We start from the raw sequence: 12,472 nt of genomic DNA, 5'->3' as shown, positions 1-12,472 counted from the left end.
GGTGATGACGACAGGCCGAATGCCGGCAACGGTACTGAATCGCCCCGGCTACGCCGGAGGATGCTTGCTCACAATTCAGGGCTTTGATTCACGTTACCCGGTGGACACTGCATGAGACGGATTCGCGGTTTTATGGATCTGGTTTTTGATGTCGTCGATGAGACCAATAACCTGGTCGAGCAGACCCACGACGAAGTGGTGGCGCGCACCGTGCGGCGCTTTGCACTGATAGAGCCAGCGAAGAGCACCGCAAAAGTGGTTACCGGTGTCCAGGGCGTTATCGCGGGGGCAGTATTCAAGTCCGTGCGCGGGATCAACGGCGCTACCCGGCGCTCGGTGAATGCGGTGGCGGATGTTGTCGAGACTGCACTGGGGCCGCAGGTGGAATCGGATAGCGATGCACTCACCACGCCAATGCAGTCGTCCGCCGTTGGCAACGTCAGTTGGTGTGTCGATTACCTGCAGTCCTCACTGAACGGGTTCTGGGGCGACTACCTGAGCCAGCGCAACAATGCCCTTGCCGAGGGCATGAGCCTGCGTGCCAACGGGCGCGCGGTGCCGGTCCGCGCGGATGCTGTCGCAGCGGCGTTCCCGCACGCCAGCAATAAAATCTGCGTGTTCGTCCACAGCCTCGCCGCAACAGAATGGCTGTGGACATTTTCCTCCGCCCAGTACTACGACGGTGACCCGGGAATCAGCTTCGGCTCACGGCTGCAGGACGAGCTCGGTTTCACGCCGGTGTACATTCGGTACAACACGGGCCTGCATGTCTCGGATAACGGGCGACAGTTGGCAGAGCTGATTCGCGACCTCGTTGCTGTCTACCCCGTGCCCATCGAGGAGATTGCGCTGATTGGCCACAGCATGGGCGGACTGGTGGCCCGCGGTGCAGCCAGCTACGCGTCCGAACTGAATCTGCCCTGGGTGGACAAGCTGCGTCACGTGGCCTGCGTGGGCGCCCCCAACCTCGGCGCGCCACTCGAAAAAGTGGTGCACCTGCTTGCCGGAGTATTGCGGCATGTGGACGCGGCAGGCGCACAGGTGCCAGCCAAAGTACTCAACACGCGCAGCGCCGGCGTGAAGGACCTGCGCTATGGCTATACCGTGGATCAGGAATGGCTGGGAAAGGACCCGGACGCCGTGTTCGCCAACGCCCGGCTGGACATACCGTTGATCGATGGGGTGGGATACTATTTTTTTGCCGCCACCATTTCAAAAGACGCGACACACCCGATAGGCAGGTTGCTGGGAGACCTGTTGGTGCGCTTGCCCAGTGCTGCGGGCAAGACGAGGAAGAGGGCGAGGCGGATTCCCTTTTCCAGCGGCAGGGTTTTTGCCGGAATGAGTCATATTCACATCGTCAATCATCCGGATGTCTATACCGCCCTGAGGGGGTTTCTCGACACACACGATAGCTCGCCCGCGGGCGACCCCGTTCCTGATTAGGGCTGCGCACGCACCCGGATGATCTGCGCAGCATGCCGCGAAGCCCGACCCGCTGTGGGACAAGCGCGCGCAGCAGACCAGGCCGCCGCTGTTCACGCCTGCGGAATTCCGAATCCCCGAGGACGGCTCGCATTGTGTGTGCCCGGCGGGGATGCGGCTGTACGCCAACGGGCGTGACTGCGCGGTGCGCTTTGCGACGGTGGAGCCGGCATTCGGGAATCTGCGCTGCAACAAGGGGCTGAGTTGCGGGGCAGAGCCAAGGTGAATGGGCAGGGGAAGGTGTATTGCCTCGTGCATAATATCGGGAAACTGGCGCATCATGGGCACGGTGGGTGAAGGATAGCGCCATGCCGAAGCGTATGAACCGAAAGTAACGAGCGAAACGCAACGCTTAACCGGGGCCTCAAACGAGGCGGGGCGGATTCCATGAATGTCAGCAAGATTACGCGCGCAATGGTGCGCGCAATCCGCATCACCCCGAATGGGGTTTATCTGCAGCGTCGTTAGGCGGAAAAGAGAAATTACGTGCTGAGCATATTTGCAGAATTGGCTGATTGGCTTGCTTACGCGCTATTTGGCTTTGCGCCGGAGTCAAAGCTGGGCGGTGCAGTTCATTTTTTTATTGAAGACACGACCAAGATATTTTTTCTTCTGGTTGCAATGATTTATTGCATTGCGCTTGTCCGTGCATCCCTGAATATAGAAAAAGTTCGAGATTATCTGGCAGGAAAGAACAGGTTCATTGGCTATTTCATGGGCTCGATATTCGGAGCAATAACGCCGTTTTGTTCCTGTTCAAGTGTGCCGGTTTTTCTTGGCTTCACGTCTGGAGGAATCCCTGTCGGGATAACGATGTCGTTTCTGTTGACGTCGCCGCTGATCAACGAAGTGGCAGTGCTGCTTTTGCTGAGTTTGGTGGGGTGGAAGATAACCCTTGTTTATGTATTGGTCGGGATGGCGGTCGGAATCACGGGAGGCATGTTTCTTGACCTTGTCCATGCCGAAAAACTGCTGCAACCCTTTGCACTGAAGGCCTATCAATCGGCCAGACCGATAGAAGCCAAGGACACTTTCAAGCCAGCACTTTCGTTTGGAGATCGGCATGAATTCGCCAAACAGGAGCTGCTCGATATCCTGAGCCGCGTCTGGAAATGGGTCTTTATCGGTGTGGGCCTTGGCGCTGCATTGCACGGCTTTGTGCCAACTTCGTGGATAGAGGTGAATCTGGGAAGCGGGCAATGGTGGTCTGTTCCCTCGGCGGTGCTTCTCGGCATTCCGCTCTACTCGAACGCGACCGGTGTTATTCCCGTCATGGAAAGCCTGATCACAAAAGGTTTGCCGATTGGAACCACATTGGCATTCTGCATGAGCACGGTAGCGGCAAGTTTTCCGGAATTCATATTGCTGAAGCAGGTTATGACCTGGAAGTTGCTCGCGACCATTTTCGTGCTTCTGCTGGCATCCTTCACCGTAGTCGGATGGACTCTCAATGCGATTGGTTAAAACCAGGACATGCACATGAAAGAAATCAGGGTGTTGGGTAGTGGTTGTGCCAAGTGCGCCAAAGCGGTTGAATTGATTCAATCAGTTGCCGCCGAATGCGGTATTCCCGTCAATGTGGTCAAGGAAACCAGTCCGGAAGTGATAATGCGCTTTGGTGTAATGAGTACCCCAGCCGTTGTCGTGGATAATGTGCTGGTGCACTCGGGCTCGATTCCAGAAAGGAAAAAGGTCGAAGGTTGGTTGAAATAGGCGAACCAGTTTCGCCTGGCAGTTCAGCGCAGCCGACGTGATGTTTCCTGCGGCGTCGTAAACGCTCGCGGGCCAAGCTGGTGAATCAGATCGCCAGCCCGACCCCCGCCCCGTGACGGGTTGCCTCGGCCAGGCGGCGCGGCAACCAGGCCGCACCGGCGAGGTAGAGTTGCGCAATATCACCCTCGGCCTTGAGCTGGTCGTAGAGATCGCACTTGGACACCGTTCCGTACACCAGCACCACGCTGTCGAAGCCTTCATGGCGATAGGTCTTGCCGCCGAAGGAGGAAACGAAATCGAGACCGTCGGCCTGGATCTGCGTCAGGATCAGGTTCGGATGAACGAGCACGCCGCATTGTTCCATGCGGGCAAGGACCATCGCGATCGAATAGCGCGCAATCTCGGTGCCCAGATGCACGGATTTGTGGAACACCTCCACCTCTTTGCCGCGTTCGGCCAGGAATTCGGCAATGCACGGCGTCTCGTAATAGTCTTCCTGCGAAATCAGCGCGATCCGCTTGCCTGCCGGGATCTTGCCTTTCATCACCTCCCAGCCCTGCACCACGTGCGGCAGCTCGAGACCGGTGACATCGTGGGGCACGCGCGGCAGCGCCCCCGTTGCAATGACCACTGCCTCCGGTGACAGCGCCTTGATCGCCGCGATATCCGCCGTGGCACCGAGCCGTACATCAACGCCCAGGCGCGTCATCTCGTTTTCCTCGAAATACACCTGGTCCTCGAATGCATCGCGCCCGGGGGCCTTGCCGGCAATCAGCAGTTGACCGCCGAGCCGCTTGCCCTGCTCGAGCAGCGTCACTTGGTGCCCGCGCATGCGGGCCACGCGTGCGGCCTCGCATCCGGCGATTCCTCCGCCGACTACGACCACCTGCTTCGGAACCTCCGCCGGGCGGTACTTTTGTTCCCAGAGCAGCTCGTTGCCGATCACCGGATTGATGGAGCAGGTCGGGGTATAAGGAGAAGAAGTGGGTTCCGAGGCCTCGTCGATACAGCGGGTGCAGGCGATGCAGCGGCGGATTTCGCCCAGGCGGCCCTCGCGCGCCTTGTTGGCGAACTCGGGATCGGCGATGCCCGCGCGCACCATGCCGACCAGGTCGCAATATCCGTTCCTGATCAATTCCTCCGCCAGCACGGGATCGTTGATGCGACCGGTGAACAGGACCTTGATTTTCGGATCCAGGTCGGCGCGCGCCGCCTTGCCGACTTCACGAAACTCCGCGTGCGGATGGTAGGACGAGGGCACGTAGGATGGCGCACCCCAGCAATGCCCGGTATCGATATCCACGAAATCGAGCAGGCCGGTTTCGCCGATGCAGTACAGCATCTCGCGCAATTCCATGTTGTCGTAGCCGCCCTGGCGGAACTCCTGACCGCCGACGCGAATGCCCAGCGCGATCGAGTCGCCTACGCGTTCGCGGATACGCTTCAGTGCCTCCACGACGAAGCGTACGCGCTGCTCGGGGCCACCGCCCCATTGGTCGGTGCGCCGGTTGGTCACCGGTGACAGGAAGCTGTAACCCAGGGTCTCGTGGGCGCAGTGAATCTCGATTCCGTCCGCGCCCGTGGCCTTGGCCACCGCGGCGGCCTCGGCATAGGTGTTGAGACAGAACTCAATCTCCGCCTCCCCCAGTACGTGCGGCGTATAGTCCTGGGCACCGATGATCGGTACCGGCGAGGGGGACCATGCGGCATTGAGGTGGGTCAGTTGAACCACCGCCACGGAGCCGTACTGGTGTACCTCCTTGCAGAATTTCGCCATGCCTTCGGCAAAAGCCGGGTTCTGGTAGGCGGAAAAACGCGAGGCAAATCCCACCGCCAGATTGACTTCATCCGGCGCTTCCGCCGGAAACGGCGAGTCGAGCAGCCAGGTTTCGCTGCCGATCCAGCCCGTACCTCCGCGCGCCTTGGCGCCGTGGTGGGCGATGAAGTGATCGTCGATCAAGCCGGGACTCATCGAGGAATTGATGGTATTGGTGGTTTCGCAGATCCGGTTCGGAACCCGCATCGGGCCCACCTGCAGGGGTGCGAAAAGGTGTTCGAAATGCACTTTGCTCATGATGCTCCTGCCCCTTTTGTTGCGTCGATGGCGGCTCGAAACGCCGTAGCGGAATTCACACAGTCTAGAAATTATTCAAGCGCGAAATCCAGGGCGCGTTCATTCATATTCGACCATATTGGTTTCTTTTCCGGACAGCTAAGACAACCTGCCCCGGCACGCGGCACGAATCGTATGCCGCGCGCTGGCCGGAATCGGGCAGGATTTATGCCGCGCCAGTCGGCGTGAGCACCACGATCGCGAACGGGCGCTCGGTCTGCTTCTGGAAATAACCCCAGGGCGGGAACATCGCGGTCAGTCGCGGCCACAACGCCTTGCGCTCCGCGTCGCTCGCATCGCGGGCAATGGCGGCCATTTTCCGGTCATCGAGCTGCACCTGGCATCGCGGGTTGGCACTGATATTGAGATACCAGGCCGGATGGCTGTCGTAACCGGCCAGCGAGCCGACGATGATCATGTTCTCGCCGTCCTGCAGGAACACCAGCGGCGTGGTGCGTTGCTCGCCCGACTTGCGTCCGGTGCAGGTCAGCAACAGGGTCGGCAGGCCCGATGGACCGGAGCCCGTCGAGCGGCCCGCGGGATCCGCGAGGTAGGCCTCGACATCCGCCTTGGCATCACCCCTGATGCGCTCGAGCGACGAGGTCATGTCCTGCAGTGCGGCCCAGTCTTCATCCGACATGAAGTCGGGCTTTTCCATTTTCGTGCGATTGGTGCTGGTCATAATCAGGCTCTCATTTTTTCCGGAAATTCCGCAAGGTGACCAAGCGGCCCATGCCTGGGCAGCCAAGGTTCGGTGCGCAGCCATCGTAACCCAGATTCATTTCAATTCTGCAATATTTGTTGTTAATGAATACCGGCTCAGCTCCATGTTCGGTATTGGCACGGTATGGCCGAATCCGGGCTTTTCTTGACGGAGATCATGAAAATCGGTGAATTCGTCAACTACCGTTACTATTTTGCAGGCGCTGCCGAGGTCTCTTGCCGAGCTTGATCAGGGTAGTGATAATTTTATTGATACCTGTCATTCATCAAGGGGAACGTTCGATGAAATCACGCGGAAAATCGCTTTGCATGCTGTCCGCCGGCGTCATGCTCGGCAGCGCATCGCCACTGGTCGCCATGGCGCAGGAGCAGATCACTACAGTCGAGGAAATCACCGTTACCGCGCAGCGACGCGAAGAATCGCTGCAGGATACGCCGATCGCGATCACTGCTTTCAGCAAACGGCAACTGGAGACCCAGCGCGTGGAGAATGTGATGGACCTGCTGAACCAGGTGCCGTCGGTCAATATTGCGCCGTGGGCAGGCAGCCGGGTCGCCCCGAATCTTTTCATCCGCGGCATGGGCAACCTGAACACCCAGTCGACCAATGACATGGCCACGGGTATCTATATCGACGGCGTTCCGGTCGGGCGCGGCATCGGCCTGGCGACGGATCTGGCCGACCTCGAACGCGTCGAGGTGTTGCGCGGACCGCAGGGTACGCTGTGGGGGCGCAACACGACCGCCGGTGCGATCAGCTTCATCACCGAGAAGCCGAACGATGAGCTCGGCGGTTCCGTGCAGTTGACAGCCGGCAGCTGGGATGAGCGCTCCGGTCGCGCCATGCTCAACGTTCCGGTCAACGACCAGCTGTTCGTGCGGGCGGCGTACATGCTGGTTGAAAACGACGGCTGGGTTGACAACCATTCCAGCCTGCCCGATCAGATCAACTTCAACGAAGACCGCGAGAAGGAGGCGGTCAAGCTGGCCGTACGCTATGAGCCGACCGAAAACCTCACGGTCGATTACGGTTTTGACGACTCCTCGATGGAATACGGCAACCATTTCTACCAGGTCATCGAGGGGCCTCGTGCGGTCTCCGGGCGTCAGGAGGATGCAACTCCCCTCAGAGGCCAGACGCCGAGCAACACCGAAGTCTGGGGTCACAACCTCACCCTCAGCTGGGCGCTCAGCGATAGTATGACCCTGAAGTCGATCACCGCCTACCGGGATCTCGACAGCGACATCAACATGAACTTCATCGACGCCTTCACCCAGGACCGGACGATGAACCAGGACCAGCTCTCGCAGGAGCTGCAGCTGATCGGCGAGGCGGACGGCGGCCGCGTGAATTATGTGGTCGGGCTGTTCTATATCGAGGAAGACGCCGATGAAACCCTGGCATCGCTGTTTGCCGGTGGTGCACTGGTCGATTCCTGGTTCGTTCATGCCGAGTCCGAATCCACCGCAGGCTACGCCCAGGTCGACTGGACACCGCCGGTATTGGATGACCGGCTCAAACTGACCTTCGGGGTACGCTACACCGACGATACGCGCGAGGCGACCAAGACCTATGTGAATCCCGGCTTCACGCCGGCGGTCACTGGCCTGGTCATACCGGGCAAGCTGGACTTCGATTCGCTCGATCCCATGGTGAACGTGGCCTACGAGATCTCCGACAACATCAATGCGTATGTGAAGTATTCCACCGGCTACCGCGCGGGCGGCTTCAATGCCCAGAGCACCCCGGCGTACTTCGCGCCCGGCTATGACCAGGAAGAGGTCGAGGCCTGGGAGGTGGGCGTGAAGAGCGACTTCCTGGACGGCCGTGCACGCTTGAATATCGCGCTGTTCGACAACGAGTACACGGATCTGCAGGTGGATCAGGCCCGCACGCCACCGGTATTTGTCGATACGCTCAATGCCGGCGAAGCCGGGATCAAGGGCCTGGAAGTCGAAGCTGTCGCGGTGTTGATGCCTGGCCTCACGTTCAATGTGTTCTATTCGTATCTCGATGCGGAATACGATTCCTTCATCGACGGTGGCGTGGAACTGGCGTCGGTACGGCACGTGCCCAACTCACCGGACTGGCAGGTCGGCGCCGGACTGGAGTATGCGTTCCCGCACATGGACTTCGGCAATTTCATCCTGAACATCGATTATCGGGCGCAGGACGATTTCTATGCTGGTCCGATTGAAAACACCTTGTCGCCTGACTACCAGGTGTGGAACGCAAGACTGCAACTGGCCGACATTCCCGTGTCGCATGGCGCCATGCGGGTTGCGCTATGGGGCAAGAACCTCGACGATGAGGAATATCGCTTGTCGACAACCAACCTCGGAGTTATCAGTGCCCAGTTCGGCGCCCCCAGATCGACCGGAATCGATGTGATCTACGAATTCTGAGGGGTGCGGGGAGTGCGCTCGTTGTGCTCAACGCCGACGGGTGCACCGACCGCGACGGTGCGAGATCATTTCCGGGAAACTCCCGCATGACTGAAAGAGGTTGATCATGGCATTACGTGTAGAAACCCCGATTTTCGGACCGGATACCAATCAGTATGCGGGGCAGGGACAGCCCAGCGTGAGCCTGGAGCAGATCGCCAGGACCTGCCGGCTGTTCGAGGAGATCGGCTTTGACGGCATCACGACCGCGGAGGCCGGTCATGATGCATTCTTGCCGTTGATGATCGCGGCGGCAAATACTACGCGAATGAACCTGGGGACGAATGTGGCGATCGCGTTTCCGCGCAGTCCCATGGTAACCGCCCAGATGGCCTGGGATCTGGCGCATTTTACGGGCGGGCGCTTCAATCTGGGCCTGGGAACCCAGGTAAAGGGCCATAACGAGCGTCGTTACAGCACCCCCTGGCCCAGCGCGCCCGGTCCGCGCATGCGTGAATACCTGTTGTGTCTGAAAGCGATCTTCCAGAGCTTCCAGAACCCGGACAAGCCGAGCTATTTCAACGGCGAGTTCTACCAGTTCACGTTGATGGCGCCGTTCTTCAATCCGGGTCCCATCGCTCACCCCGATGTGCCGTTGTATGTTTCCGCGGTCGGTCCGTACATGGCGCGCCTTTCCGGGGAGTTGTGCGAGGGTTTGCGGCTGCATCCGATTTCGACGTTCACGTATACGAAGGACGTGATCGTGCCCGCCGTCGCCGAGGGCGCTGCCCGGGCAGGCCGTGATGTATCGTGCTTCGATCTGGTCGGCGCTCCCTTTCTGGCAACGGGGCGCACCGAATCGGATGTGGAGCAGGCCAGGAACTCGGTGCGCAAGCAGATCGCGTTCTACGCCTCCACCCGCTCGTATCACAAGGTTCTCGCGCATCATGGCTGGGAGGACGCCGGCCTGGAGTTGCATCGCTTGTCGGTCGCGGGCAAGTGGGAGCAGATGCCGGCGCTGATCACCGACGAGATGCTCGAGGAGTGGGCGGTAGTCGCCACTTATGATCGACTCGCGGACCAGATGCGGAACAAGGCGGACGGGCTCTTCAGGACGGTGACGCTCACTCTGCTCGACGAGGCGCGCCGTGACGTGGACCTGATGCGCGATACGATTAGGCGCCTGCATCAGGGTTGAGGCAGAACGATTCCCGCTGTTTGCCGGATCCCCTGACGGGAGATGAGGCGGAGCACGGAACAGGAGAATGGGCGATGACAGATATCCTGTACCAACGTGACGGGGCCGTGGCGACCGTGACGCTGAACCGGCCGCAGCGCATGAATACGATCTCGCAGCCCATGCTGTCCGCATTGTCGGAGGCATTGCTGGCGAGCGATGCGGATCCCGCGGTGCGCGCAATCATTCTCACGGGGGCTGGCAAGGCGTTCTGCGCCGGACTCGACCTGCAGGATGCGGCAAGCGAGGAAGGCATTTCCAAGGGCGGATTCGCGCTCGCACCCTCGCTGGATCTGAGAAACTTTCCGCCCGTCGTCCTGCACCAGATGGATACTCCGGTGATCTGCGCGATCAACGGCGGTGCCGCGGGATTTGGTCTGGATCTTGCGCTCGGCTGCGACATTCGTTTCTGCTCGACCCATGCCAAGCTGTCGGCCTCGTTCACGAAACGCGGGGTATTGCCTGAAACCGGCGGAACCTGGCTGCTGCCTCGGTTGATCGGCTGGTCCAGGGCGGCCGAGTTGGTGTTTGCCGGCAGGACCCTGAGCGCCGACGAATCGCTCCAGTTCGGGCTCGTGAGTCGTGTGACGGAGGCGGACGCACTGCTCGCCGCGGCACGCGTACTTGCCGAGGAAATCAGCTCCGGCGCTCCGCTGGCGGTACAGGCCGCCAAGCGCATGATGCGCGCGGGGCTTGGTGAGGGCTTTGTCGAGCATATCCAGCGGGTGTATCTGCAAACGCTGCCATTGCTGCAATCCCGGGACTTCCAGGAAGGCTTCAAATCGTTTCTGGAGAAGCGCCCACCGCGCTTCGAAGGGCGCTAACGCACCCCGCACTGGCATGCGCGAAGGCACAGTATCCGGCATCGACTCCAACTCCTGACGGCGGGTTCAGTGAATCATGAATCACGAAAACGAACGGTTTGCGCGCAAGTACGGCCCCTGGGCCCTGGTCGCCGGCGGCTCCGAGGGCATCGGTCGCAGCTATGCACTGCAACTCGCGTCCCGGGGCTTGAACCTGATCCTCGTTGCACGGCGGCAGCAGCCGCTCGATGCGACGGCCCGGGAGATCCTTGAGCACTTCGATGTGCAGGTCAGCACGCACAGCGCGGACCTGACAACGCTCGACCCGGAACACGGGCTCGATGAGATCGTCGATGGCAGAGAGGTCGGCCTGCTGGTCTACAACGCCGGCGCAACCCACGGGGCCGGGTTCCTGATCGACAACCCCCTGCGGAATGCGCTTGGACTGGTGCGTCTGAACTGCATGGGCCCGTTGATCCTGGTGCACAGCCTGGGTTCACGCATGCGTGACCGCGGACGTGGCGGCATCATCCTCATGTCGTCCATGTCGGCGCTTGGCGGCGGAGGATATGTGGCCGCGTATGCGGCCACCAAGGCGTTCGATCGGGCGCTGGCGGAGGCGTTGTGGTGGGAGTTCGGTGCCTTCGGCGTCGACGTGCTGGGCTTGCTGGCAGGCGCGACCGCGACACCCGCGATGGAACGCTCGACGGTGAGATTCGACCGGGCCGACGCCGATGTCGCGATGCGCAAGCTGAACATCGTGCCGATGACACCGGACGAGGTCGTGGGTGAAGCACTCGAGCATCTGGGCCAGGGTCCGATCTGGATCGCGGGCGAGAAAAATCGTGCGACCGCCGCGCGCCTGAGCCAAATGCCGCGTGACGAAGTGGTGCGACTGATGGGCGAGGCCAGCGCCGGGATGCATGGTCTGCCGCTGCCGGTACGAACCGGCGCTTGAGAATTCGCCTGCCGCGACGCAGGATCCCTGCCAATGTTCCGGATATGGCTGACGCTGGACATGAACCTGCCGCTCGGCGCCATCGGCGAGCATGCCCGCCGCGCCGAAGCCCTCGGCTGTGATGTGGTGACGCTGCCCGATGTGGCCTTTGACGCGTTGCTCGGGGCACAGGCGGCGATCCAGGCGACGGGACGTGTCGCGGTGGCCACCAGCGGGCTGGTGTGTTTCGCGCGCAGCCCCATGGTCACCGCCGTCGCCTCCTGGAACCTGGCGGCAATTTCCGCAGGACGTTTCCGTCTTGGCCTGAGTTCGCTGGTGCCACCGATGCTGGTCGGCAGATTCAGCGTTCCATGGCAGCCGGCGCCGCGCATGCGGGAATACATCGGCTCATTGCGGGCGATCTTTGCCTCCTGGCAGGATGATGTTCCGCTGTGTTACGAGGGGTAGCACTATCGTTTCGCCCGGCAGAACGGGTGGACACGGCCCGCACCCATCGCACACCCCGATATTCCCATCCATCTCGGGGCCATTGGCCCGCAAATGAGCACGCTGGCAGGCGAATGCACACGGGGTGTGCTTACCCATCCGACGAACACCGCGGCACGCTACATCCGGGAAGTCATGCTCGGGCGCATCGCGCAAGGCGCGCGCCGCGCGCAGCGAGCGGGCGCGAGTGCGGAACTCGTCGTCGCACCACTGTACGCGACGGGACGAACGGCGGGGGAAATCCGCGAACGCCCGGAAAGTGTCGCGAGCAGCTCGCAATCAACCTCTTTACACCGCAATACTGGCCAACGCTGGAACTCTTCGGCTGGCGGGAAACGGGCGAGCGTCTGCGTCAGCTGGTACGGGAAAATCGCCGGAACCTGCTTTCAGCGCAGATCCACGACGAGATGCTGGACGTACTGGTACCGACGGCGGGCTGGGACGATCTCGCACGGGTGTTGCGGGAACGATTCGACGGGCTGGCCAGCGGCATCTGTCTGCCACTGCCGCTCGATGCCGCGGATGATCCGGCCCTCGCCCGGGTGATCAGGGAATTGCAGGAGTAGCAG

Annotated in this window: 11 protein-coding genes; 9 read left to right on the top strand and 2 right to left on the bottom strand. The window is 61.0% G+C overall.

Annotated features, from left to right (window positions below; translation table 11 throughout):
- Positions 1 to 132 precede the first annotated feature (132 nt).
- The 3 genes from IPF49_19830 (at position 133) to IPF49_19820 (ending at position 3,198) form a co-directional block, all read left to right on the top strand.
- Positions 133 to 1,446 (top strand): alpha/beta hydrolase, encoded by a 1,314-nt coding sequence (locus IPF49_19830; GenBank protein MBK6289839.1) that lies wholly within the window; start codon positions 133 to 135, stop codon positions 1,444 to 1,446.
- A gap of 525 nt (positions 1,447 to 1,971) precedes the next feature.
- On the top strand, positions 1,972 to 2,949 hold the full coding sequence (locus tag IPF49_19825) for a permease (GenBank protein MBK6289838.1): 978 nt from the start codon (positions 1,972 to 1,974) through the stop codon (positions 2,947 to 2,949).
- A gap of 15 nt (positions 2,950 to 2,964) precedes the next feature.
- Positions 2,965 to 3,198, top strand: coding sequence for a thioredoxin family protein (locus IPF49_19820; protein MBK6289837.1), 234 nt, complete (start codon positions 2,965 to 2,967; stop codon positions 3,196 to 3,198).
- A gap of 85 nt (positions 3,199 to 3,283) precedes the next feature.
- On the opposite strand, the gene IPF49_19815 is transcribed toward IPF49_19820, so the two are convergent.
- The gene (locus IPF49_19815) at positions 3,284 to 5,272 is read right to left on the bottom strand and encodes an FAD-dependent oxidoreductase (GenBank protein MBK6289836.1); all 1,989 of its coding nucleotides are present in this window, start codon (positions 5,270 to 5,272) and stop codon (positions 3,284 to 3,286) included.
- Positions 5,273 to 5,477: 205 nt separating this feature from the next.
- Positions 5,478 to 5,993 (bottom strand): nitroreductase family deazaflavin-dependent oxidoreductase, encoded by a 516-nt coding sequence (locus IPF49_19810; GenBank protein MBK6289835.1) that lies wholly within the window; start codon positions 5,991 to 5,993, stop codon positions 5,478 to 5,480.
- Positions 5,994 to 6,316: 323 nt separating this feature from the next.
- On the opposite strand from IPF49_19810, the gene IPF49_19805 reads away from it, so the two are divergent.
- The 6 genes from IPF49_19805 (at position 6,317) to IPF49_19780 (ending at position 12,449) form a co-directional block, all read left to right on the top strand.
- Positions 6,317 to 8,440 (top strand): TonB-dependent receptor, encoded by a 2,124-nt coding sequence (locus IPF49_19805; protein ID MBK6289834.1) that lies wholly within the window; start codon positions 6,317 to 6,319, stop codon positions 8,438 to 8,440.
- Positions 8,441 to 8,546: 106 nt separating this feature from the next.
- Entirely contained in the window at positions 8,547 to 9,617 is a 1,071-nt protein-coding gene (locus tag IPF49_19800; protein ID MBK6289833.1) for a TIGR03617 family F420-dependent LLM class oxidoreductase, read from the top strand.
- Positions 9,618 to 9,691: 74 nt separating this feature from the next.
- Entirely contained in the window at positions 9,692 to 10,480 is a 789-nt protein-coding gene (locus tag IPF49_19795; GenBank protein ID MBK6289832.1) for an enoyl-CoA hydratase/isomerase family protein, read from the top strand.
- A gap of 76 nt (positions 10,481 to 10,556) precedes the next feature.
- Positions 10,557 to 11,417: an SDR family NAD(P)-dependent oxidoreductase gene (locus tag IPF49_19790; protein MBK6289831.1), complete on the top strand. Its 861-nt coding sequence runs from the start codon at positions 10,557 to 10,559 to the stop codon at positions 11,415 to 11,417.
- Between the two features lie 33 nt (positions 11,418 to 11,450).
- On the top strand, positions 11,451 to 11,864 hold the full coding sequence (locus tag IPF49_19785; GenBank protein MBK6289830.1) for an LLM class flavin-dependent oxidoreductase: 414 nt from the start codon (positions 11,451 to 11,453) through the stop codon (positions 11,862 to 11,864).
- A gap of 45 nt (positions 11,865 to 11,909) precedes the next feature.
- Positions 11,910 to 12,449, top strand: coding sequence for an LLM class flavin-dependent oxidoreductase (locus IPF49_19780; GenBank protein MBK6289829.1), 540 nt, complete (start codon positions 11,910 to 11,912; stop codon positions 12,447 to 12,449).
- Positions 12,450 to 12,472: the final 23 nt, after the last annotated feature.

Source organism: Gammaproteobacteria bacterium (assembly GCA_016705365.1).
Lineage (GTDB): Bacteria > Pseudomonadota > Gammaproteobacteria > Pseudomonadales > UBA5518 > UBA5518.
This window is presented reverse-complemented; position numbering and strand designations above follow the sequence as displayed.

What these genes read in the sequence shown, in the direction of transcription:
- IPF49_19830 (MBK6289839.1), top strand. Translation starts at nt 133, where the DNA reads ATGGATCTGGTTTTTGATGTCGTCGATGAGACCAATAACCTGGTCGAG.
- IPF49_19820 (MBK6289837.1), top strand. Translation starts at nt 2,965, where the DNA reads ATGAAAGAAATCAGGGTGTTGGGTAGTGGTTGTGCCAAGTGCGCCAAA.
- IPF49_19815 (MBK6289836.1), bottom strand. Translation starts at nt 5,272, where the DNA reads ATGAGCAAAGTGCATTTCGAACACCTTTTCGCACCCCTGCAGGTGGGC.
- IPF49_19810 (MBK6289835.1), bottom strand. Translation starts at nt 5,993, where the DNA reads ATGACCAGCACCAATCGCACGAAAATGGAAAAGCCCGACTTCATGTCG.
- IPF49_19805 (MBK6289834.1), top strand. Translation starts at nt 6,317, where the DNA reads ATGAAATCACGCGGAAAATCGCTTTGCATGCTGTCCGCCGGCGTCATG.
- IPF49_19800 (MBK6289833.1), top strand. Translation starts at nt 8,547, where the DNA reads ATGGCATTACGTGTAGAAACCCCGATTTTCGGACCGGATACCAATCAG.
- IPF49_19795 (MBK6289832.1), top strand. Translation starts at nt 9,692, where the DNA reads ATGACAGATATCCTGTACCAACGTGACGGGGCCGTGGCGACCGTGACG.
- IPF49_19790 (MBK6289831.1), top strand. Translation starts at nt 10,557, where the DNA reads ATGAATCACGAAAACGAACGGTTTGCGCGCAAGTACGGCCCCTGGGCC.
- IPF49_19785 (MBK6289830.1), top strand. Translation starts at nt 11,451, where the DNA reads ATGTTCCGGATATGGCTGACGCTGGACATGAACCTGCCGCTCGGCGCC.